The organism is Rhodococcus sp. SJ-3 (assembly GCF_051918125.1).
Classification (GTDB): domain Bacteria; phylum Actinomycetota; class Actinomycetes; order Mycobacteriales; family Mycobacteriaceae; genus Rhodococcus.
The window spans coordinates 2,863,738-2,884,570 of the sequence record NZ_CM123306.1 but is presented as its reverse complement, the minus strand read 5'-3'; the positions used below and the strand labels follow the sequence as shown (position 1 = coordinate 2,884,570).

The 20,833-nt window shown below is 64.6% G+C and carries 28 protein-coding genes, 1 tRNA gene and 1 pseudogene; 18 read left to right on the top strand and 12 right to left on the bottom strand.

The genetic code is table 11. The annotated features are described in order from the left end of the window. The first annotated feature begins 18 nt into the window (after nucleotides 1-18). Together ACTDXD_RS13330 and ACTDXD_RS13325 are read left to right on the top strand one after the other, a co-directional pair. Nucleotides 19-288, top strand: coding sequence for a hypothetical protein (locus tag ACTDXD_RS13330; RefSeq protein WP_440127455.1), 270 nt, complete (start codon nucleotides 19-21; stop codon nucleotides 286-288). A gap of 194 nt (nucleotides 289-482) precedes the next feature. Beyond that, nucleotides 483-1,157: a cyclic nucleotide-binding domain-containing protein gene (locus ACTDXD_RS13325; protein ID WP_054805733.1), complete on the top strand. Its 675-nt coding sequence runs from the start codon at nucleotides 483-485 to the stop codon at nucleotides 1,155-1,157. 87 nt (nucleotides 1,158-1,244) lie between these two features. Here the strand turns inward: ACTDXD_RS13325 and ACTDXD_RS13320 are convergent, their stop codons facing one another. The 3 genes from ACTDXD_RS13320 to ACTDXD_RS13310 are packed head-to-tail and all read right to left on the bottom strand — an operon-like array spanning nucleotide 1,245 to nucleotide 2,660. Next, nucleotides 1,245-2,027, bottom strand: a complete 783-nt coding sequence (locus ACTDXD_RS13320) for an MBL fold metallo-hydrolase (protein WP_440127454.1) — start codon at nucleotides 2,025-2,027, stop codon at nucleotides 1,245-1,247. Between the two features lie 2 nt (nucleotides 2,028-2,029). Beyond that, nucleotides 2,030-2,491: a RidA family protein gene (locus tag ACTDXD_RS13315; RefSeq protein ID WP_440127453.1), complete on the bottom strand. Its 462-nt coding sequence runs from the start codon at nucleotides 2,489-2,491 to the stop codon at nucleotides 2,030-2,032. Nucleotides 2,492-2,495: 4 nt separating this feature from the next. Further along, nucleotides 2,496-2,660 (bottom strand): DUF4177 domain-containing protein, encoded by a 165-nt coding sequence (locus tag ACTDXD_RS13310; RefSeq protein WP_169690656.1) that lies wholly within the window; start codon nucleotides 2,658-2,660, stop codon nucleotides 2,496-2,498. Between the two features lie 53 nt (nucleotides 2,661-2,713). Here ACTDXD_RS13310 and ACTDXD_RS13305 point away from each other — a divergent pair, with 53 nt between their 5' ends. Then, a complete protein-coding gene (locus ACTDXD_RS13305) occupies nucleotides 2,714-3,727 on the top strand; it encodes an ArsA-related P-loop ATPase (protein WP_440127452.1) in 1,014 nt (337 codons plus the stop codon). Then, on the top strand, nucleotides 3,724-4,863 hold the full coding sequence (locus ACTDXD_RS13300; RefSeq protein WP_440127451.1) for an ArsA family ATPase: 1,140 nt from the start codon (nucleotides 3,724-3,726) through the stop codon (nucleotides 4,861-4,863). Before ACTDXD_RS13305 ends, ACTDXD_RS13300 begins: the two co-directional genes overlap by 4 nt. Before the next feature lie 81 nt (nucleotides 4,864-4,944). On the opposite strand, the gene ACTDXD_RS13295 is transcribed toward ACTDXD_RS13300, so the two are convergent. After that, complete coding sequence (locus ACTDXD_RS13295; RefSeq protein WP_054810128.1) at nucleotides 4,945-5,268, bottom strand: WhiB family transcriptional regulator; 324 nt, start codon at nucleotides 5,266-5,268, stop codon at nucleotides 4,945-4,947. A gap of 277 nt (nucleotides 5,269-5,545) precedes the next feature. Here ACTDXD_RS13295 and ACTDXD_RS13290 point away from each other — a divergent pair, with 277 nt between their 5' ends. Continuing rightward, the gene (locus ACTDXD_RS13290; protein WP_440127639.1) at nucleotides 5,546-7,984 is read left to right on the top strand and encodes a transglycosylase domain-containing protein; all 2,439 of its coding nucleotides are present in this window, start codon (nucleotides 5,546-5,548) and stop codon (nucleotides 7,982-7,984) included. A gap of 3 nt (nucleotides 7,985-7,987) precedes the next feature. Here the strand turns inward: ACTDXD_RS13290 and ACTDXD_RS13285 are convergent, their stop codons facing one another. After that, nucleotides 7,988-8,464, bottom strand: a complete 477-nt coding sequence (locus ACTDXD_RS13285) for a GatB/YqeY domain-containing protein (RefSeq protein WP_440127450.1) — start codon at nucleotides 8,462-8,464, stop codon at nucleotides 7,988-7,990. Between the two features lie 67 nt (nucleotides 8,465-8,531). On the opposite strand from ACTDXD_RS13285, the gene ACTDXD_RS13280 reads away from it, so the two are divergent. Then, nucleotides 8,532-9,485, top strand: coding sequence for a metallophosphoesterase (locus tag ACTDXD_RS13280; protein WP_440127449.1), 954 nt, complete (start codon nucleotides 8,532-8,534; stop codon nucleotides 9,483-9,485). Between the two features lie 92 nt (nucleotides 9,486-9,577). Beyond that, a tRNA-Pro gene (locus tag ACTDXD_RS13275) sits at nucleotides 9,578-9,651 on the top strand. A 97-nt stretch (nucleotides 9,652-9,748) separates the two neighbouring features. Here ACTDXD_RS13275 and ACTDXD_RS13270 read toward each other — a convergent pair. Both ACTDXD_RS13270 and ACTDXD_RS13265 read right to left on the bottom strand, forming a co-directional pair. Next, a complete protein-coding gene (locus tag ACTDXD_RS13270) occupies nucleotides 9,749-11,002 on the bottom strand; it encodes a tyrosine-type recombinase/integrase (RefSeq protein ID WP_440127448.1) in 1,254 nt (417 codons plus the stop codon). Beyond that, on the bottom strand, nucleotides 10,995-11,510 hold the full coding sequence (locus ACTDXD_RS13265; RefSeq protein WP_440127447.1) for a helix-turn-helix domain-containing protein: 516 nt from the start codon (nucleotides 11,508-11,510) through the stop codon (nucleotides 10,995-10,997). Before ACTDXD_RS13265 ends, ACTDXD_RS13270 begins: the two co-directional genes overlap by 8 nt. 115 nt (nucleotides 11,511-11,625) lie before the next feature. On the opposite strand from ACTDXD_RS13265, the gene ACTDXD_RS13260 reads away from it, so the two are divergent. From ACTDXD_RS13260 to ACTDXD_RS13240, 5 genes are all read left to right on the top strand, one after another. Then, nucleotides 11,626-11,889, top strand: a complete 264-nt coding sequence (locus ACTDXD_RS13260) for a helix-turn-helix transcriptional regulator (protein ID WP_440127446.1) — start codon at nucleotides 11,626-11,628, stop codon at nucleotides 11,887-11,889. Further along, nucleotides 11,886-12,125 (top strand): hypothetical protein, encoded by a 240-nt coding sequence (locus tag ACTDXD_RS13255; RefSeq protein WP_440127445.1) that lies wholly within the window; start codon nucleotides 11,886-11,888, stop codon nucleotides 12,123-12,125. The genes ACTDXD_RS13260 and ACTDXD_RS13255 overlap by 4 nt, the downstream gene beginning before the upstream one ends. Nucleotides 12,126-12,434: 309 nt before the next feature. Beyond that, entirely contained in the window at nucleotides 12,435-12,743 is a 309-nt protein-coding gene (locus ACTDXD_RS13250; RefSeq protein WP_440127444.1) for a hypothetical protein, read from the top strand. Between the two features lie 122 nt (nucleotides 12,744-12,865). Beyond that, the gene (locus ACTDXD_RS13245) at nucleotides 12,866-13,849 is read left to right on the top strand and encodes an AAA family ATPase (RefSeq protein WP_440127443.1); all 984 of its coding nucleotides are present in this window, start codon (nucleotides 12,866-12,868) and stop codon (nucleotides 13,847-13,849) included. 836 nt (nucleotides 13,850-14,685) lie between these two features. Beyond that, the gene (locus tag ACTDXD_RS13240) at nucleotides 14,686-15,417 is read left to right on the top strand and encodes a helix-turn-helix domain-containing protein (RefSeq protein WP_440127442.1); all 732 of its coding nucleotides are present in this window, start codon (nucleotides 14,686-14,688) and stop codon (nucleotides 15,415-15,417) included. 125 nt (nucleotides 15,418-15,542) lie between these two features. Here ACTDXD_RS13240 and ACTDXD_RS13235 read toward each other — a convergent pair whose 3' ends face one another. Then, nucleotides 15,543-15,971: a hypothetical protein gene (locus ACTDXD_RS13235; RefSeq protein ID WP_440127441.1), complete on the bottom strand. Its 429-nt coding sequence runs from the start codon at nucleotides 15,969-15,971 to the stop codon at nucleotides 15,543-15,545. A gap of 464 nt (nucleotides 15,972-16,435) precedes the next feature. Between ACTDXD_RS13235 and ACTDXD_RS13230 the strand changes: the two genes are divergently transcribed. The 5 genes and pseudogenes from ACTDXD_RS13230 to ACTDXD_RS13210 form a co-directional block, all read left to right on the top strand. Continuing rightward, nucleotides 16,436-16,762, top strand: a complete 327-nt coding sequence (locus ACTDXD_RS13230; protein ID WP_440127440.1) for a hypothetical protein — start codon at nucleotides 16,436-16,438, stop codon at nucleotides 16,760-16,762. 108 nt (nucleotides 16,763-16,870) lie between these two features. Then, the gene (locus ACTDXD_RS13225; protein WP_440127439.1) at nucleotides 16,871-17,125 is read left to right on the top strand and encodes an FDXHR family putative zinc-binding protein; all 255 of its coding nucleotides are present in this window, start codon (nucleotides 16,871-16,873) and stop codon (nucleotides 17,123-17,125) included. Next, a complete protein-coding gene (locus tag ACTDXD_RS13220) occupies nucleotides 17,125-17,310 on the top strand; it encodes a hypothetical protein (protein WP_440127438.1) in 186 nt (61 codons plus the stop codon). The genes ACTDXD_RS13225 and ACTDXD_RS13220 overlap by 1 nt, the downstream gene beginning before the upstream one ends. Nucleotides 17,311-17,422: 112 nt before the next feature. Further along, complete coding sequence (locus ACTDXD_RS13215; protein WP_440127437.1) at nucleotides 17,423-17,905, top strand: hypothetical protein; 483 nt, start codon at nucleotides 17,423-17,425, stop codon at nucleotides 17,903-17,905. Nucleotides 17,906-17,952: 47 nt separating this feature from the next. Then, nucleotides 17,953-18,183 (top strand): annotated as a pseudogene (locus ACTDXD_RS13210) (BRO-N domain-containing protein); the annotation flags it as partial. Here ACTDXD_RS13210 and ACTDXD_RS13205 read toward each other — a convergent pair. Next, a complete protein-coding gene (locus tag ACTDXD_RS13205) occupies nucleotides 18,171-18,401 on the bottom strand; it encodes a hypothetical protein (RefSeq protein ID WP_440127436.1) in 231 nt (76 codons plus the stop codon). The pseudogene ACTDXD_RS13210 and the gene ACTDXD_RS13205 sit on opposite strands and share 13 nt — an antisense overlap. 201 nt (nucleotides 18,402-18,602) lie before the next feature. Between ACTDXD_RS13205 and ACTDXD_RS13200 the strand changes: the two genes are divergently transcribed. Continuing rightward, nucleotides 18,603-18,956, top strand: coding sequence for a hypothetical protein (locus tag ACTDXD_RS13200; protein WP_440127435.1), 354 nt, complete (start codon nucleotides 18,603-18,605; stop codon nucleotides 18,954-18,956). Nucleotides 18,957-19,069: 113 nt separating this feature from the next. Here the strand turns inward: ACTDXD_RS13200 and ACTDXD_RS13195 are convergent, their stop codons facing one another. The 3 genes from ACTDXD_RS13195 to ACTDXD_RS13185 are packed head-to-tail and all read right to left on the bottom strand — an operon-like array spanning nucleotide 19,070 to nucleotide 20,714. Next, nucleotides 19,070-19,549, bottom strand: coding sequence for a hypothetical protein (locus ACTDXD_RS13195; RefSeq protein WP_440127434.1), 480 nt, complete (start codon nucleotides 19,547-19,549; stop codon nucleotides 19,070-19,072). After that, nucleotides 19,546-19,875 (bottom strand): hypothetical protein, encoded by a 330-nt coding sequence (locus ACTDXD_RS13190; RefSeq protein ID WP_440127433.1) that lies wholly within the window; start codon nucleotides 19,873-19,875, stop codon nucleotides 19,546-19,548. Before ACTDXD_RS13190 ends, ACTDXD_RS13195 begins: the two co-directional genes overlap by 4 nt. Further along, nucleotides 19,872-20,714, bottom strand: coding sequence for a BRO family protein (locus ACTDXD_RS13185; protein ID WP_440127432.1), 843 nt, complete (start codon nucleotides 20,712-20,714; stop codon nucleotides 19,872-19,874). The genes ACTDXD_RS13190 and ACTDXD_RS13185 overlap by 4 nt, the downstream gene beginning before the upstream one ends. Nucleotides 20,715-20,833: the final 119 nt, after the last annotated feature.

Sequence of the window (20,833 nt, the reverse complement as noted above, 5' to 3'; positions counted from 1 at the left end):
CCGTGTTTACTTCCCGTCATGCAAGCTCTTGCTGTCGTACTTCTCCCGGTGCTGCTCATGCTGTTTGCACTCGCCATGGAAAGAGTCGAATCACGATTGAGTCGCTTGTCCGTTCGTCAGCAGGAGGTCGAGGAGTTTCTCGACCAGGCCGACCACGACGACGTCGACGCCCTCGCCCGCGAAGGATTCCCCGGCGCGTTGGCCCGATTCAACCGCCGGAGGCGCCGCAGCGACACCTCCGACTCTGTCGACGCTCCGGATCTCCTGGACGCGAGCCGAGCGAGCTGAAGAAGGTACCGGCCGGTAGTATTCGAGAGCGGGATCCGACATACAGAGACGGATTCCGTGGTGTCGGTCACTCACACATGCGACAGGCACAGTAGACTTGGCGTCCGTACGCCGCAATGGTGACCCTCGCCGGGATGCCGTGGACGTGCACCTGACAGCGAAGAACAACAAGAATCATCCCAAAAGGAGCGCACGTGGACGAGGTCCTGGCCAGAGCAGGCATCTTCCAAGGAGTCGAGCCCTCTGCGGTTGCGGCGCTGGTCAAGGAGCTGCAACCGGTCGATTTCCCGCGCGGCCACGTCATCTTCAACGAGGGCGAACCGGGCGACCGCCTTTACATCATCGTCTCCGGCAAGATCAAGCTCGGACGGCGCTCACCGGACGGCCGCGAGAACCTGCTGACGATCATGGGCCCCTCCGACATGTTCGGTGAGCTTTCCATCTTCGACCCGGGCCCGCGCACGTCCACCGCGACCACTGTCACCGAGGTGCGCGCGGTGAGCATGGATCGCGAGGCGCTCAAGGCGTGGATCGATCAGCGGCCCGAGATTGCGGAGCAACTCCTGCGCGTGCTCGCCCGTCGCCTGCGTCGCACCAACAACAGCCTCGCCGACCTGATCTTCACCGACGTTCCCGGTCGTGTCGCCAAGGCGCTGCTGCAACTCGCTCAGCGTTTCGGTACCCAGGAGGCGGGTGCTCTCCGCGTGACCCACGACCTGACCCAGGAAGAAATCGCACAGCTGGTGGGCGCATCTCGCGAGACGGTCAACAAGGCGCTCGCCGACTTCGCCCATCGCGGTTGGCTGCGCCTCGAAGGCAAGAGCGTGCTGATCTCGGATTCGGAGCGACTCGCGCGTCGCGCCCGCTGACGGCGACCTGCGCGGCACCCTGAACAGGTGAGGCCGGGACACCTTGGGGTGTCCCGGCCTCACCTGTTCTTTCCCTGTGCTCGAGATCTAGCTGCGCAGGTATGCCAGTTGCACGTTCACCGACTTCTCGGCCGCACCCCACAGGGACTCGTCCACATCGGCGTACACGTGTTCGACCACCTGCCGGGCCGAAGCTTCTCGGCCGAGGGCTCGCAACGCGCCCCGAACCTGATCGAGCCGCTCTTCCCGGTGCGCCAGGTACCCGCGAGCGACGGTTTCGAGGTCGGGCAGTTCCGCACCGTGCCCGGGCAGCACCGTGTACCCCTGACCTAGTGCGATGTACGACCGCAACGAACCCAGATAGTCGCCGAGGTCGCCATCCGTGTCGTCGAGCACGGTGGTTCCCCGCCCGAGGATCGTGTCGGCGGTGAGGACACTGCGATCGTCCTCGAGAACGAACGACAGCGAATCCGCGGTGTGGCCCGGTGTGGCGAGGACCCGGACACGGAGCCCAGCGGCTTCGACGACATCGCCGTCGGACAGCTCGGTACCACCACCGTGCCGATGTTCGGGCGTGACGGCGTGAACCGGGCTTCCGGTGAGCTCCGCGAAACGCTCACCACCTTCGGTGTGATCGAAATGGCGATGGCTGATGAGCGTCATCGCGACCGGAACCTGCGCGACGCGGGTGAGGTGCGCCTCGTCGAGCGGGCCCGGATCGATCACAATGCACTCGTCGCTGTCCGGGGCACGCAGGATCCACGTGTTGGTGCCCTCGAGGGACATCACCGACGGATTCTCGGCAAGCAGCACCGCCGCGTTCTCGGTTACTTGCCGTAGTTGCCCGTAGGCGGGATGAACGAGTGCCATGATCAGCGCACCTCCACCATCAGCTCCACCTCGACGGACGCGGCGAGCGGAAGTTCCGCGACACCGACTGCGGATCTCGCGTGAGCTCCGGACTCGCCGAAGATCTCGCCCAGTAGTTCCGAGGCTCCGTTGACGACACCGGGTTGTCCGGTGAATCCGTCTGCCGACGCCACGAATCCGACTACCTTCACGATGCGCACCACATTGTCGATCCCTACGAGGGCATCGACTGCGGCCAGCGCGTTGAGTGCCGAAATGCGGGCAGCGGTCTTCGCGTCGTCTGCAGACACGTCGGAGCCGACCTTTCCGACGTACGCCAAGGTTCCGTCGACCATCGGAAGCTGACCCGAGGTGTAGACGGTGTCCCCGCTGCGCAGGGCGGGAACGTATGCGGCGACCGGCTTGGCTACCGGCGGCAGGGTGATCCCGAGTTCGGACAGACGTGCGGTCCAGGTTGCGGCCACGGGGTCAGCTCTTGGGGCGCTTGAGGTACGCGACGTGCTGTTCGCCGGTGGGTCCTTGCAGGACCGTCACCAATTCCCACCCGTCAGCACCCCACGTGTCGAGAATCTGCTTGGTCGCGTGCGTGAGCAGGGGCACGGTTGCGTACTCCCACGTAGTCAATTCACTCATGACCTGACCCTATCCGGCGCCTTTCCCTGTTGACGACTTATAGGCTCGACACCGTGGCGACACAGACATCTCATTCCGGCACATGGCCGGCCAAGGCCGCGCGGGCACGACTGCACTTCGTGTCCGGCAAGGGCGGAACCGGAAAATCCACGGTCGCGGCGGCAGTCGCACTTGCCCTCGCGTCGGGGGGCCGGAAGGTCCTGCTTGTCGAGACCGAGGGCAGGCAAGGAATCGCGCAGCTGTTCGACGTGGCCCCGCTGCCTCCGGTGGAGACGAAGATCGCAACCGCCGAAGGAGGCGGAGTGGTCATGGCCCTCGCGATCGACATCGAGGCGGCATTCCTGGAATACCTCGACATGTTCTACAACCTCGGCTTCGCGGGCCGCGCGATGCGCAAGATCGGCGCGATCGAGTTCGCGACGACGCTCGCGCCCGGGCTCCGCGACGTGATCCTCACCGGCAAGATCAAGGAGACAGTGGTACGCACCGACAAGTCCGGTGAGCGCCTCTACGACGCGGTCGTGGTCGACGCTCCGCCCACCGGCCGGATCGGCAGCTTCCTCGACGTGACGAAGGCCATGGCCGATCTCGCGAAGTCGGGACCGATCCGCTCGCAGAGCGACGGTGTGGTTCGGTTGCTGCATTCCGACGAGACTGTCGTGCACCTGGTCACGTTGCTCGAGGCGCTGCCCGTTCAGGAGACCGCCGACGCGGTCGACGAATTGGAGGCAGCCGATCTGCGGATGGGCACGGTGATCGTCAACAGGACCGCACCCGAGCACCTTCCGGACTCTCTGGTCGACGACGTCGCCGACGGGCGCATCCCGGGCGAATCCATCCGGTCCGCGTTCGAGAGGGTCGGGCTGACGCTGTCGGACGACGATTTCGCCGGATTGCTCACAGAAACCATCGAGCATGCCTCGATACTGCAGGCGCAGCAGGTCAGCGCCGCCCAACTCGACGACGTGAAGGTGGCACGGATGTCTCTACCACTGCTCGCAGACGGGGTCGACCTCGGCGGACTCTACGAACTTGCAGAGCTGCTCGCCGAACAGGGCGTCCGGTGACCGAGCGGACGGTGCGCACGGCACCGGTCCTCGATGTCGCGAAGCTCCTCCACGATCCGACCTCACGGGTGATCGTGTGCTGCGGGTCGGGCGGTGTCGGTAAGACGACGACGGCGGCGTCGCTCGCCTTGCGCGCGGCGGAGCAGGGCCGCAGGGTCGTGGTGCTCACGATCGATCCGGCGAGGCGTCTGGCTCAGGCGCTCGGTGTGCAGACTCTCGACAATTCTCCGCAGAAGGTACCGCTCGAGTCCGGTGGGACCGGCGAACTGCACGCCATGATGCTGAACATGCGCCGCACATTCGACGACATGGTGCTCGAGCACTCCACGCCGGAGAAGGCCCGGCAGATCCTCGACAACCCCTTCTATCAGACGGTGGCGTCGTCGTTCTCCGGTACGCAGGAGTACATGGCGATGGAGAAACTCGGCCAGCTCGCTGCGAGCGACGAGTGGGATCTCATCGTCGTCGACACCCCGCCGTCACGGAACGCCCTCGACTTCCTCGACGCACCGAAGCGCCTCGGCGCCTTCCTCGACGGCAGGATGATCCGTATCTTCACCGCCCCCGGCCGTGGACTGGGCCGGATCGTGACAGGTGCGATGGGTTTGGCGTTGAAGGCGGTCTCGACGATCGTGGGCAGCCAGATGCTCTCGGATGCATCTGCATTCGTGCAGTCCCTGGATTCGATGTTCGGTGGGTTCCGCGAACGCGCCAACCGCACCTACCAACTCCTGCAGCAGCCCGGAACCCACTTCATGGTCGTCGCTGCCCCGGAACCGGATGCCCTGCGCGAGGCGTCGTTCTTCGTGGAACGACTGCGCGGCGACAAGATGCCGCTCGCGGGTCTCGTGCTCAACCGGACACATCCCACGTTGTCCTCGCTGCCTGCGGATCACGCGTTGACCTCGGCCGATCTCCTTGCGGAGGAGGGCGGTGCAGATGCTCCCGCAGCAGAGGCCGTGCTGCGCATCCACGCGCATCGCGCGGTGACGGCGAAACGAGAAGTCCATCTGCTGCGGGGATTCACCTCAGCAAATCCGCACGTGCCGGTCGTCGGTGTGCCCTCGCTGCCCTTCGAGGTCTCGGACCTCGAAGCGCTGCGAGCGGTGGGCGACCAATTGACCCGGCAGGTCTGATGTTCCGGGTTGCACGCACGACCTTCCCCGTCGTGCGTGCTCCGGCGTCGTTGTACAGCCGGTTACCTCATCGAGTTGCGGTCATACCGCATTCTGGTGCTGACGCTGCGCCTCGAAGAAGTCCGACCAGGACTCCACTTCCGGATGCTGCTTGAGGAGCGCACGACGCTGTCGTTCGGTCATTCCTCCCCACACTCCGAACTCGACGCGGTTGTCGAGTGCGTCCGCGCCGCACTGCAGCATCACGGGGCAGTGACGGCAGATCACCGCCGCCTTCCGCTGTGCCGCGCCTCGGACGAACAACTGATCGGGGTCTACCTCGCGGCATCGAGCCTTCGATACCCAGGCGATGCGTGCTTCTTCTTCGTCAACGTCGAGCCTGGTCATGGGGGCGGTCAGGTGCATTCAGTTCCCCTTTGCTTTCCGAACTCCGTTGTGGGGAGTTCCTGAGGACGCACAATTTGCACTTAGCATGAAAAAACTTGTACGTCTTCACTGTCGAGGTGTTATCTGCATCACACTGCTGTCTCAATCTAGGTAAACTGATGCCCGCGCGCAAGGCGAACAAAACCTTTTCTGGTACGCCCGTGCATAGCCGCACGTCGGACGGCGTTTCGTTTCCCTGGAATCGTCGACTCCTCCGGTCGGCACGTAGGGTGTACCCGTGTCGATCCGAAGTACTGTGGCGAAACTTGCCGGTTGCACGGCCCTCGGCGGTGTCCTCGTGGCCGGAATGCTCTTCCCGGCCGCAGGCGGATTCGGTTACGTGTCGAATCGCGCAGCAGACACCGTCGACAACAGTTCCGCAGAACTCGTCGAAGGGATCGTTCCCGCTGTAACGACGATGGTCGACACTGCGGGCAACCCGATCGCGTGGTTGTACGACCAACGCCGCTTCGAGGTACCGAGCGACCAGATCTCCAACGAGATGAAACTCGCGATCGTCTCCATCGAGGACAAGCGGTTTCCTGAGCATCAGGGCGTGGACTGGCAAGGCACCATCCGTGCTTTCCTCACCAACACCAGCAGCGGTCAGGTCGAACAGGGCGCGTCGACGATCGACCAGCAATATGTGAAGAACTACCTGCTGCATGTCGTGGCGAAGACCGATGCGGAACGCCGCGCGGCCATCGAAACCACGCCCGCCCGCAAGATCCGCGAGATCCGGATGGCACTGACCCTCGACGAAGAGTTGTCGAAGGACGAGATCCTCACCCGTTACCTGAACCTGGTGCCGTTCGGAAACGGTTCGTTCGGCATCCAGGACGCCGCCCAGACCTACTTCGGCATCGACGCGAAAGACCTGAGTATCGCCCAATCAGCGATGCTCGCGGGCATGGTGCAGTCCAGCTCGGCACTCAACCCGTACACGAACGAAGAAGGCGTGACCAATCGCCGCAACGTCGTGCTCGACACGATGATCGAGAACATTCCTGAGCGGGCAGACGAGATCCGGGCCGCAAAGGCAGAACCCCTCGGCGTCCTTCCCGAACCCAACACCCTGCCGCGGGGCTGCATCGAAGCGGGCGATCGCGGATTCTTCTGCGAGTACGCCCTCCAGTACCTCGCGAACTCAGGATTGTCACGAGAGCAGATCGACAAGGGCGGGTACCTCATCCGCACCACACTCGACCCCGAAGTACAGAATTCGACGAAGTCCGCGCTCGACCAGTACACGAGCCCGACCGTCGACGATGTCGCAACGGTGATGAATGTGGTCGAACCGGGTCAGGACTCCCATCGTGTCCTTGCGATGGGTTCGAGTCGTACCTACGGCCTCGACGGCGACGCCTACGAAACAGTTCAGCCGCAGCCCTACTCGCTCGCCGGGCACGGTGCCGGATCGATCTTCAAGATCTTCACGGTTGCCGCAGCGATGGAGAAGGGCCTCGGTACGAACGCCATCCTCGACGTGCCCAGTCGTTACAACGCGCAGGGTCTCGGCGATGGCGGCGCGCGGGGCTGCCCCGCCGGCTACTACTGCGTCGAGAACGCCGCGCCGTACCCGCCTGCGTTGTCGGTGACCGACGCGCTCGCTCAGTCCCCGAACACCGCCTTCGTGAAGCTGATCGAGGCGACGGGCGTCGACTCCGTCGTCGACATGTCCGTCCGATTGGGCATGCGTTCCTATTCGCAGCCCAACACCTCCGGATTCGGTGAGCAGTCGATGGCCGACATGCAGAAGGATCAGCATCTGGGCTCGTACACGCTCGGCCCCACATGGATCAACAACCTCGAATTGTCGAACGTGGCCGCCACCCTGGCCTCACACGGAAAGTGGTGCCCGCCGACCCCGATCGACGGTGTCTTCGACCGTGAGGGCAAGCCGGTGCCGATCACGCAGCAGGCGTGCGAGCAGGTCGTCGAACCCGGCCTGGCCGACACCCTCGCCAATGCGATGAGCAAGGACACCGCCGGCGGAGGTACCGCTTCCGGAGCCGCAGGCAGCACCGGATGGAACCTGCCGGTGGCAGCCAAGACCGGAACCACCGAGTCGCACATGTCGTCTGCATTCCTCGGCTTCACCAACAGGTACGCAGGGTCGGTATACACCTACGGCGACTCCCCCACGCCGGGCCAGATCTGCGCCAACCCGGTCCGTCCGTGCTACGACGGCAACCTGTTCGGCGGCACCGCCCCTGCACACACCTGGTTCACGGCCATGACTCCGATCGCCACCAAGTTCGGTTCCATCGAGCTTCCTCCGACCGACCCGCGTTACGTCCGTGGCGCAGGCAACGCTCAGGTTCCGGACGTCACGGGCCTGTCGCGGGATCGGGCCACCCAGCGCCTGCAGGACGCCGGATTCGCGGTAACCGAGTCCACGGTCAAGGCCGAAGAACGAGCAGGCATCGTCACCGGCTCCTCCCCCTCCGGCTCAGCGGTACCCGGCTCGACGGTGACGATCTTCGTCAGTGACGGTTCCGTGCGCGTCGCACCCACGACGAGTGCGACTCCCGCACGGCCGAGCGGCAGCGAGGTTCCCGATACCACGGTGCCTGCTGCCCCCGCCCCGGTTCCCGGCCGTCAAGAACCTGCCCAGACCGAGTCGGCGCCGCCGGACAGCAGTGAGTCGGAAAGCCCGGCCGCAACGACGACCCCATCGCAACCGGACAACTGACGGTCAGAGACGCGACCGCACCGCCGCGGACAAGCGCTTTCCATCGGCCTTGCCCGCGGCGATCGCGGTCGCAACCTTCATGACCTGGCCCATGTTCTTCGGACCCGGACGCGTTCCGAGCTCGTCTGCGACCCTGCCGATGGCCGTGTCGACCACGTCGACGAGCTCCGCGTCGGTCAGCGGAGTCGGCAGATACTCATCGATGATGCGTGCCTCGGCGTGCTCCTTGGCCGCGAGTTCCCCGCGACCGTTCTCGGTGTAGACCTCAGCAGCCTCACCGCGCTTCTTGGATTCACGCGACAGAACCTTGATGACCTCGTCATCGGAGAGCTCGCGCGCTTCCTTCCCCGACACCTCCTCGGTCTGGATTGCAGCAAGCAACATCCGCAGTGTCGCCAAACGTAATTGGTCCTTGGCCTTCATCGCGGCCGTCATGTCTGCGCGCAATGTGGATTTGAGTGAGGAAGAAGTGTCGGTCATACCGGGAACGCTACGCCGGGACCGTCGAAGCACGTGCGCAGACGTGCGGCGGCGGTACCCTGAAGAAGTGCCTGACCTTTCTCCCCTCACACGTGTCGCCGCGGGTACCGCGGGAGCTGCCGCTCTCGGCCTCGGTTACGCGACGCTGATCGAACGCAATGCATTCACCCTCCGGGAGGTCACCATCCCGGTCCTGGCGCCGGGCGCTTCGACACTCCGCGTGCTGCACATCAGCGACCTGCACATGATGCCGGGGCAGAAACGCAAGCAGAACTGGCTCAGGGAACTCGATCGGCTCGAACCCGATCTGGTGATCAACACGGGCGACAACCTGTCGCACCCGAAGGCGGTTCCCGCGGTCGTCCAGTCGCTCAGCGGTCTCCTTGCCCGCCCCGGACTTTTCGTGTTCGGCAGCAACGACTACTTCGCGCCGGTCCTGAAGAACCCACTCGCCTACTTCGACAAAGACCACGACCGCGTTTACGGGCCTCCGCTACCGTGGGGCGACCTGCGCGCGGCCCTCAACGAACGCGGATGGCAGGACATGACACACGTCCGACGCGATATCGAGGTCGGCGGCGTGCGCATCTCGGTGGCCGGTGTCGACGACCCGCATCTCGAACGTGATCGCTACGAGACCATCGCCGGGGCGGCCGACAAGTCCGCAGATCTTCGCCTGGGACTGACCCACTCACCCGAGCCCCGCGTGCTCGATCGTTTCGCCGACGACGGGTACGACCTCGTACTCGCCGGCCACACCCACGGCGGACAACTCTGTCTGCCGTTCTTCGGTGCCCTGGTGACCAACTGCGGCATCGACCGGTCGCGGGTGAAGGGCCCCTCGCGGTGGGGTGCGCATATGCAGCTGCATGTGTCGGCGGGAATGGGCACCTCCCCGTTCGCCCCCGCGCGCTTCTGCTGCCGTCCGGAAGCCACGCTGCTGACATTGGTTCCGGCTCCGCGTGAGGAATCGCGCAGATCCTCGGGTAGTGCCGCAGAAAGCGCAGGGACTCCCCGCTGACCGCATGGCTTCGTCATCAACCCTCAAATAGTCACTGACCAGGCGATTTAATCTTCTCGCGAGTCGTGCGGTAAGCTGACCGAGGTTCATCACGGGGTGTGGCGCAGCTTGGTAGCGCGCTTCGTTCGGGACGAAGAGGTCGTGGGTTCGAATCCCGCCACCCCGACAGTGAAGAAGCAGGTCAGAGGCCCTTTCCGCAGCGTGGGAAGGGCCTCTGACGTTTTCGGTCCGCAGTGGGTCCGCAGTAGATTCAGCCCCGATCCTCAGATGGCAGTCCGAGCAGCCAGCGCCGCCACGTCGAGCGCGTCCGCAACCGCTTCGAGATCGTCCGGAAACAGGTCCGCATACGTGTCCAACGTCAGGGCCGCCGACTTGTGCCCGAGCATCGTCTGGACGGCCTTCACATTCGCGCCTGCGGAGACCGCGAGCGACGCTGCGGTGTGCCGAAGATCGTGCGGGGTGACCATCGGGAACTCCGGCGTCACCGGCTGACCGTCGTCATCTTCCTCCTTGGTCCTCTGCTCCGCGGTGCTCTCCTGCAACCGAGCCACAGCCTTCGCGAACACGCGGGGGCGGTAGGTCGAGACACGCAAGACCTCGCCCTCCGTGGAGGTGAACACCAGCTGCTCGCGCCCCTTCCCCGCCATGAGAGCCGAGAGCTCAGGAGCTAAGTAGCGAGGGAAGGGCACCGAGCGGCGTTCGTGGTTCTTCGCGGTCGACCAGACGAGCGTTCCCTTCACCTCGGCCACCGCCTGTAGGACGTTCACTCGGCGCCGAAGCATGTCGAAGTCCTGCACTCGGAGCGCCGCCATCTCACCCCATCTCAGTCCCGTGTAGGCGAGAAACCGCACAACCTCAGCTCCGCCAACGACCTCGCGAGCGAGCTGCTCGACTTGGCCGTGGGTGAGGTATCCGCGCCGTTTGTGCTCGCGCCGGGGTGCCTTGACTCCGTCGGTGGGGTTGCGTGCGATCCTGCGGTCCTCCAAGGCTAGGTGCAACACCATCCGCAGTACCCCGAGTGCGTTCTCGACCGTTGCGGGCTTCGCCCCGGCCGCGACCATGTCGGCGATCCACTTGCGCACCGCAGAGGTCTGGATGTCCGCAACCGGCGTGCTGGCCCAGACATCCCGGACGTGCACCTTCCAGGCGTTCTCCCGGGTTGCCCGAGTGGAGGCCTTGATGTGCGCTTGTGCGCCGATCCACTGTTCGTACATCGTGTCGACCGTCGCCCTACCTGCAGACGGGGTGACGTACGTCCCGGTATGAACCTCGGCTGTGACCCGGTCAATCTCCGCCTGGGCATCTGCCTTGCGGTCGAAGGCTCGTGAGACCTCGCGCCCCTGGTCGTCGACCCACCTCGCCCGCCAACGTTTGCGGGGCGGCGGCACGTCCTTGCCTGCATCATCGACGGTCCAGCCCGACGCGTGAACCTTCCGCTTCGAGCCGTCCTCGTTCTCGATGGTCTTCCACCAGCGATCCTCGACACCGGCACGGCGATTCCGGCGCGGGCTAGGCATCCGCGGCGCCTTCTCCGGCCGCCTGGTCGAGCGCTTCGAGTAGTGCCTCCGCGATTCGCCTCACGTCGCCAGCGTCGGTCCGCAGGGGTTCGGTCAAACCCTCCTCGTCGTCGGAGTCCATCTGCTCGAGGTCAGCAAAGATCGCCGCCTGGTCCTTGGCTTCCCGCCAGCGGGCCAGCCATTCCCAGACGGCTCGATCGAGTTCACGGACACTCGAGCGTGATTCGTGCATGGCGGCTTGGACGGCCGCAAACTGGCGATCGATCTCCGGCTTGTCACCACTGAGTGCGTCAATGTGCACACCAAGCGCCAACGTCAGCTTGATGGCCTCACTGTGCCGCAGCGGCCGGGCGCCGGCTTCGATCTTCTGGATTGTTTGCTGATGGAAGGTGCCGCCGAGGCGGTTTGCCGCCTCGGCGAGGTCATGCTGGGTCATCCCTCGCGCTTGGCGGAGTTCTTGGATCCGCTGACCTATCCATTGCTCGTCCCAATCCATGCTCTTACTCACGCGGCCAACGATACAACGTTCTGGGGTACCAACTCGACCCTATCGGCTTGTTATGATGTTCTTATATCTTGTTCATGTCCAACATCATTTCATTGTCAGCAAGGAGCGAGGCAGCGTGAACAACGCAATCACCGACCGCAGCACGAAGGAACTCCTCACGACCCGCGAAGTCAGCGAGGCGTACTACATCCCGGTGGCGACACTCAGGTACTGGAGGTGCCAGGATCTGGGCCCCGAGTCCTTTGCCATCGGCCGTCGAGTCCTCTACCGACGCGAGGCATTGGAACAGTGGCTTTCCGAGCAGGAAGCCGCCACTAGGCGGGGTGGACGCAACTCGATCGATACTTCGGCGCCTCGAAATGCTCGCGGTGCCGCATGATTCACGAATCCACGAACCCGGCGGACCTTTGCGAACGCTTGCAGGCCGTTCGCCGCGAACTGCGGAGTATCGCCCACGAGTACCGGGCGCTCGACGTCGACGACCTCGATGTGGATGAGCTCGGCGAACCGATTGACCCGGACGATGCACTCACCTCGGTGTCCGGCGGGCTCATCGTCGCCCGCAGGGTGCTCGAGACTGCAGCCGAGGCTGCCTCCCGTTTACGGGAGCGGTGACCGTCAATGCAGTTGCAGCGTAGGAGCACCGGGGCATCTGCCCGCGGTCACCCGGACCCCCACAGAAATGGTGAGCGGGCCACACCTGGCAGTGCGGCCCGCTCGGAACCCATCTCCCACTCGACACCCACGTCAAGCAATGAACCGATACCGGTGAGCGGCACGCGAAGCAGCTCACCCGACAGTTCGGAGGTTCGATTGACGATTATAGGCGCCAGAACCGAAATCGGCGCCACCACCCCACATCTCCTTCCCGAGGCGCAACAGCCGCCGCGGGGCACAACTTCACAGATCACCTCGGAGAGACAATTGAATACCGCATCCGACCGCACCGGCCTCGAACAGGCCGTTGCCCACGCTGACCCTTGGACCTTCGACCCGGCCATGGCAGCGCTCAAGACCTTCGCACGCATGAATCCGGAACTCCCGTTCGAGGCGTACGACCTCGAGGAACACTTCGGCATCCACTTCGACACCCCCGCCCGCTGGGGCGCGCTCTTCCAGACCGCACACAAGGCCGGGCACATCGAACCGGTCGGCTTCACCCAGTCCCGCCGCCCTGCACGCGCTGGCGGCGTCACTCGCGTCTGGCGGGCAGCGCGGAAGTACGCGCAATGAACGGGCCCATCCCGGCTTATGAACCAGACGACCACGAGATCGCCGAAGTCCGAACGCTATACGAGCAGCAGCCCACCCGCGAGGATGAGCCGACGTGGTCCGTGGCTCTTCAAAGTCCGTACGTGAACATCGCCGCGATCCTTGACGGGGAAGCGCCGGAGCCGCTGCGCCCGACCATTCTGCAACGCGCAGATGGGCAGTCGCTCTTCTACTCAGGACAGGTCAATCTCATCTTCGGTGATCCGGAGGCAGGCAAGACCTGGGTGTGCCTCGCGGCGGTCGCTTCAGAGCTCACGGCCGGACGTCGTGCACTCATGATCGACCTCGACCACAACGGAGCTGTTGCAGTGCTCGGTCACTTGCTCAAACTTGGCGTGCTGCCTGAGACCCTGAAAGAGAACTTCCGCTATAGCGAACCCGAGAGCCCTCAGATCTTCAGGCAGGTCGTCGAAGACGTGAGCACCTGGCAGCCGTCCATCGTCATCGTCGACTCCTTGGGGGAGCTGATACCGCTTTTCAGCAGCTCTAGCAACAGCCCTGACGAGGTCACGGACGTCCACCGACGGACTCTGAAACCGATGGCGAAGTCAGGTGCTGCCGTCATCGCAGTCGATCACCGCCCTAAGAGTGAACAGGCCCGCAATCGGATCGACCCTGGCGGTACGGTGGCGAAATCCCGTGTGCTCGGCGGCTGCTCGATCAGCGTCACCGTGACGCGCCAGTTCAGGCCTGGTCATGGTGGAGCTTGCGACTTGGTAGTCGCGAAAGACCGGCACGGTGGTGTGCGGGCGCACTGCTCCTCCGCGAAGCGTCAATCGGCCGGGACATTCGAACTCACCGACCATGAGAATGGTTCCCTATCGTGGTTGATTACGCCACCAGCCGAGGTTGCCTCTTCGGAGGCCACGGAACATGCCAGTGATGTAGTTGCCAGCAAAGTCGAGGAGATCCTCGCTGCAGCAGAGCGCACCAACGCACCACCCAGGTTGGGCAGGGACGCCTTGAAGAAGTACCTGTCCGATTACGAAGACCCAGTTTCTGCGGGGAACGCCGCCTACGCCGAAGCGGTACGGCGCCGGAAGGCTGTTCGCGGTGGGGCAGTCTGATGGCGGCGACTTTGGAAAGCGCAGTTCCTACCTGTCCCGGACAGTCTCGGCCTCTCGGGACAGGTCTGCCGGGTCCGTTTCTGTCCCGAACCTCGGGACAGTCATGCGTATTACTCCAGGTCAGACCTGTCCCGGACAGTTTCAGGACAGTTTCAGGACAGGTCTCCCGTGCATTCGCGACGACCTGTCCCGGACAGACACCCCCTACGAAGTGGGGGGTGTCAGGACAGGACAGGTCGGCGAGCACCAAGTCAGGACAGACAAGAAGCGGAACGCCATGCTGCGCAACCGTCCGCAACGGGTGCTGCCGCGGCACCGCTCCGCTTCGCTCCGCGGCACCTTGCCCTCGATCTCTGTGGTCACCTCATTCACGCCAGGAGAGGACCCCACGAGAGACGCCTCCGAATGTCCTCGAGAACCACGGCATTCGAACACACCGCAACCGCGCCGGATTCCACAAACACAAGCCGCGGCAGAAGGGGTTCGATGGCAAGGCGACGGAGTCGCCGCGGCAGCACAACGAGCGAAGCGAGGCGGGAGCCGATCGATACCCCACCAACACGGCCACGAAGTACCGGTACGTCGTGGACTCAGTCCAGTCCCTATCGGGCGCTGCCGCGGCACCTTGCCCTCGATCCCCGTGGTCACCATCGCAGAAGGCTCCTTCCTGTGGCTCCTGTGGAGCACTCGACCGGCAGCAAGGCGCTCAGACCCGGGAAACGCCATATCCACGACCTCCCCTGAGACAGCCCAGCAAAGCTTCCGACACCGGAAGCCAGACTCCGACCGCATCCGCCGTTTACCGCTATCCAGCCGCTGACAGCCCCAGGAGACCCATGAACAGCACCCGTACGATCCCGCTCGTCGTCGCCGTGGCTGGCACAGCCGCGATCTGTGTGGCCGCCTTCTGGCTGTCCTACGAAGCCCTCACCGACCTCGCCGACCGGTCGGGCGTCACCACCCCGTGGCTGTGGCCGCTCATCGTCGACGGGCTCATCATCGTCGCGACCGTCGCAGTCGTCGCACGGGTGGGCACGTACGCGTGGCTGCTGCTGCTCGCCGGTGCGACTATCTCCGTTGCGGGCAACGTGCTGCACGCCTCGCTGCCCGACGGGGCACTCCCTGTGTGGTTGCGCGCCACCGTCGCCGCTGTACCCCCGATTGCGTTGGTCGCGGTTACTCACCTCGCTGTGGTCCTGCGACGGACGAATGCGATTGCCGTAGCGCACACCTCGTCCGCTGCGACTGCGCCGTCGGGGGAGGGCCGGCAGCAGCAGGTGTCCTCGCAGCTCAACCTGGGCGACACTACCGAATGCGACACTGCGACAAGCATGGCCGGGCGCGACGAAATCGCCATCGCACCGTCGTCAACAGATGGCACCGATTCGCCACACCTGCACCTGCTCACCGCTACATCTGCGACTGACGCGACAGCAGACGACGACAGCCGTGCCATGCGATCCAAAGCGGTCGCACTGATCGACCAAGGGATGCCGGTCTGCGACATCGCCGAACAGCTCGGCGTACATCGGGCGACGGTCTACAGGTGGAGGAACGCGGCAAGCTGATTGGGCATGATGCGGCGTTGCCGGGCGGCGCGATCCGTCAGGCCCGATCCGACGGCACCGTCCAGGGAACGAGCGGGCAACCAAGCCCCGGCCTGCCGAAGCAGCCGGGGCCTTCCACACACTCGTCACTCCACACGAAGCGCCGAGAACAGTCCGGTCTCGTCGTCGTAGGTCACCTGGCACGTGTACGAGACACGCAGCATCGCCCCGAAGAGGTTCTGCTCGTCCACCTCGACCGTGACCTCCCAATCGTCGGGACGCTCGACCGCCTCCGCGGTATAGAACTTCAACGTCGACGGCGTCAACGACTGCTCGCGGACCAGCTTCGAGCACAACGCGACGACCCGCTCCTTGTCGGTGCTACCGTGCGGTTGTTCGTCGGGCGGCACGAGAAGCCAAACGCCCAGAACCCCAAGAAACGCCGCGATGAGCCACGACCACCACCGACTCTTCTTCCGAGCCGGCACCGGGTCCGGGGCTGCGGAAACCCACCGGTTCAGGGTCGCGTCGAAGATGTACGGACCGTTGCGGTCCCCGTGCTGAGGGTGCGTCACGATCGGTCAATCCGGCAAAGCGGTCAGGCTGTTACAGGGGTGCGCGCGACCACCGCGCCGACCGCGACCAGTGGACATTTCAGCACCGACCAGTGGACATCCAGGTGTCCACCTACCAGTCCCTACACACCAGATACGTAGATGCTTACTAGAGAGGGGGAGTTACGTTCCGTAACGCGCACACGCGCGACCGTGGCGGCCTCTACTGGGTCGCTCCCCCGTCGAATTCTGATTCGGGCGGCGGAGCCAGTGACCTGCCCCACATGTCCACGTGCGACCTTGACACGCACGCAAAAAGCCAGGCAAGGTGGTCTTGCGCGACAGGTGTCAGAAAAATCAGACACTCAACCACGCGCCATTCGACAACCGAGCCCGACTCCTACGCGGAGCCGGGCTTTTTCGTATCCCGACCCTGCAGCCCCGGACAGCCACGTCCGGGGCTTTTCGCATTCCAGGAGCAGCCCATGGCCACCGCCACCGAACGCCGCCTCGCCGCACAGATCGCCGCCCACGAATCCTGGGCCAACACGCCGGACCGCCGCGCCCGCACCGCCGCAGCTACCCAAGCCTCAGCGGCCGCAGCCCACGAACGCGCCCTCGCCCGATACGAAGCCCAGATCGACCCCCACAACAAACTCGACCCTGCAGAACGACGCCACCGCGCCAAAAGCGTCCACCACGCCAACACCGCCCGGGCCCGACTCAAAGAGATCCGCGCCCAACGCCTCGCCACCGAAGCCGCGCAGCTCGCCAACGAAGCAGCCGCCGAAACCGCCGCACTCGGAATCTGAGCGCACAAACAGCTCAGCCCACCCTGACCTACCCCGAAGCCGAAAACTCCTGCCCTGCCCCGACTGTGCAAGCAAGAACAGCCATCCCACATCCATGACCGGATACCCATGAGCCAAACCAACACCTGCAGCCGCTGCCAAGCGCGATGGACCGCTGCCGACGTATGCCACTGCAACGGCTGCCACCACACGTTCTCCTCCCTCACCGCCTTCGAAGCCCACCGGCGCGCAAACACCTGCCGAACACCCCACGAAACCGGCCTCGTCCTCCTCGGCCGCACCTACCCCTGCTACGGCCGACCCACGAAAACCACCGCACCCTGGCTCAACCCCGCCGGCAACAACACCCCAGGAGCCGCCTGATGGCCAAAATCAAACGCACCCGAACCACCATCAACGTCACCCCCAACCCCCACACCAACGGAATCGGCATCACCCTCTTCGGAATCACCGCACTCCTCGACGAACCCGAAGCCATCCGCCTCGCCACCCAAATCGCCGACACCATCCAACAAAACCGAAGCCAACCCACCGACCACATCGAGTAGTGCATCGACCGGTCGACAGTGGCACTCGCGCGCCTACGCGTGCGCGCGAGGCCGCGCTTTCTCCATCACCTACCTGCGCGGCGAGATCCGTCGCGTCACCCGAAGGGAGCCCATGATGGCTTACTCCAAGTACGACGAAGAGCATCGCAATCACGTTCGCGCCGAGGAAGCTCGACGAGCCAATGCCGCGCATGAGCAGTCGAGGTCCGCGATCCGTGCCCAGCAGGAGGAGGCTGGTCGGTTGGCCCGTGAGCAACGGTCCGAGCAGCTGGCCGAGCAGACTGCAGTCGAGGCGTCGATCGAGGAGATCATCGAGGCGAAGCGTCGGAGGGCGACGGAGCCGCAGAATGAGATCGATCAGCTGCGGATTGATCGTGCTGCTCGCCCTGCGCGTGAGGAGCGCCGGGATGTGGCTTCGGACAGGGCGGTTGCGGAGCGGAGCGCGGAGGCTCGTCGTATGGAGGCCGAGTTTGCGCGGCGAACCGGGCGGCCCTCGTTCTTGGATCGGGTCGCTGAGAGTGTGCAGGTCTACGGGGTTGAGCAGGCTCGTCGCGAGGAGCGCAATCGGTTTCTGCGTGGAGGTGGCCGCAGGTAGGGTCTCCGCCGCGGTTCTCGCGGGTCACCACGACGGTCCGGACTCTCACCATCGACGGCGAACCATGGTTCGTCCTCGCCGACCTCTGTGCGGTTCTCGGACTCACCCGCGCGGCCTCCGCGGTCGCCGAGCGGCTGGACGATGGGGTACGGCGGACGTACCCCATCCTCGACAGCCTCGGCCGGACGCAACGAGCGACCATCGTCAACGAGTCCGGCATGTACGAGGTCGTGATTCGCAGCGACAAGCCCGACGCCGTGAACACTCAGTCGAACTGAACTTCGCGGAACGTCCCATCCGGTTCGCGCAGGTACACCGTGCTGCCCGTCCGGGTCTCGGTCTCGAGGAAATACGCTATCCGCAGGGACCGGACCAGCGCGGTGGTCTTGGTCGTGTCGTGGAATCGGGCGATCTCGGACATGCGGAGTATGTCCTCGTTCGGCAGGTTCACGGTGACCGTCGAGACGTTCTTCGAGTCGTCCTTGTGGAGGGCCATGTCGATGCCTTTCTGTGTGGACCTGCTTCTTCTGCAGACCGTAGCCGGTGCAGTGTCTGACCGGTTGGGCATCGCGTCTGGTGCGGAGCTGCCCGAGCACTCACCTCGGGCGCTGGGACCTGTGACCCGCGTGGCCTGCAGTGCACTCCTTTTCTCACCTCGACATGAAAGTTTTCTCACCTCGACATGAAAGGTCGATCTATGTCACCGAAACGAAAATCCCTACCTGAGCAAATTGTCACTACCGACGACGACGGCATTCCGAACGGTGTACTCGACTTCGACACGGTCAACCGTGCTGCGACGCGGTTGGCTTTCGAGCTCGCAGCCGTCTGTGACGACGAGCCCGCGATGGATCGTGTGACGCGTCAGTACGTCGACTTACTCGGAGGCGTCACTTATCGGTATGCGGCTGCGCTCGCGTTGAAGGGCTTGGTGGTGATGGTCCTCCGCGATGCGGTGGAGGTCGTCGAGCACGTCGCGCCGGAACTGCAGCTGCGTCAGCATCTGCGTGACGGGGCAGTCCGGGCTCGCGAGAACTTCCCGCTCGGCTGACCATAGTGCGGCGAACGCCCCGAGGGCCATGGTGAGTGCGCTGTTGCGGCCGTAGCCGGCGGCGACCGCGGTCATGCCCGCGGCCACCGCCAGTACGACGAGAGTGGCGGTCGTCAAGGATGAACCGCCGTGAACGGGAACGCGCCCGGATCACCGGGTTTGCAGAAGTCCCAGCGGATGCCGTCGCTGTCGCGGCGGACGTTGTTTCCCCAGCACTGCCGCATCTCGGCGCGCACCATGTCGAGGGTGATGTCAGCGACGTCCCCGTCGAACTCGCGGGCCTCGTGATTCATCGCGGCAGCGAACCGGCGGGCACTGTGATGCCCGTAGGCGTACCAGTAGCCGTCCTCGTTCTGGTAGATGTGCACGCCGTGCCGGGACCGGCCGAAGTCCTCCGGAGTCATCGCCTTGCCCTTGTCGTGGCCAAGGCACGTGTGCGCGCAGGCCTCCCCGTGTGGTTCGGCGTCGTAGCCGTACGGGTTGAGCGCGCACCGGTGAAGTCCCTGCTGCGGGCCGTCCGTGTGGACCCAGCCGCTACCACGGTCGATGACGGGGATTCCGCAGTGTTTGCAGATCGGATGCTGGTCGCTCATGCCGATGCCTTACGCGACAGGACACCAGGGAAGGGCTTTTCCTCAAACGTCAGCGGCACGGAACGCAGGAGTTTCACCACAGCGCCGTATCTCTCGAGGAGCTGTGCACGCCGGACGGCCGCGGAACGACTCCGATAGATCCGTTCCACCTTCGGCCAGAAGAAATCCTCGGAACCGTACCGCTCGATCCACTCTTCATCGGCCACCCAACCTGCAGGTTTCCAGTCGCTACGTTGATTCCCCGCGAGGTAACCCGGCTCATGGTCTTCGGGGTAGAGGCAGTCTTCGGGGTATTCGACTTGGAGCTTCCACACGTACTCATTCATGCTGCACCGTCTTCGATCGTGAGCTGGTTGGACAGTCCGCACTTCGCGGCGAGTTGCAGCGCGAACATCTGACGCACGTAGAGCGTCTGCCGGACCTGCCCGTTGTGGTATCGCGGCGCGTTGTGCTGCGGGCGGAGATCGAACCAGTCGAGGTACTTGGCGTAGGCGCGGTACTCGTATTCAGCGACCTTGCACTGCTTGCTGTTCGACCACCGTTCTCCGATGAGGGTCCTGTAGCAGACCTTCCGTTCGACGAGCAGCGCGTACGCCTTCCTCTCGCTGAGGCCGAACTGCGCACCCCAGGCCTTCACGATCGCGGCATCGCCATTCGCGACGTACCGGTCGTGGTAGGCGATCGCGGGGGCCGCGGATTCGAGAGCGGCGGCGATGACCGCTTTCTCCTCCTCCGATTCGAGCACCATGCGGGCGAGGTCCGCGCGGGTGACAAGTTCAGCGCGTGTGGGGCCGGGGATCTCTACCTGAGTTTCCGCAACACGCGTCTGGATCGCGAAGTACGCCTGCGCTGCGGCGACCTCCGGCTTACGCGGGTCGCCATTCATTGCGACCAGGTAGCAAGCGAAGCGGGAGAGGTGGAAGTCCTCGCGCATCTGATTCGTGCGTCCCGAAGGTTCCCGGAGCCGGGAAGCTTCCTTATCTGCGTTATGACCCTGCGCGCCCATTGAGATGATCGCGCGCTCTACTGCGTCTGCGAATCGATCCCACTTCTCGTAGCCGAGCATCGGCATGAGGTCGCGCGCTGACCAGTACTCGCTGCCGTCCGCGCGTGTTTGGCGGATCGCGTCGAACGGTGATCCTGAGGTAACGTCTGGCACTGACATCTGAGGCTCCTTCTCGGGTGTACGTGCCCCGCGGAGTTACTGCTCCGGCGGGGCTTTTTCGTGGGGGTTGGTGCGGGCGGGCCCGGTTGCTTGTTGCGAGCCGTTGGTACAGGCCCGCC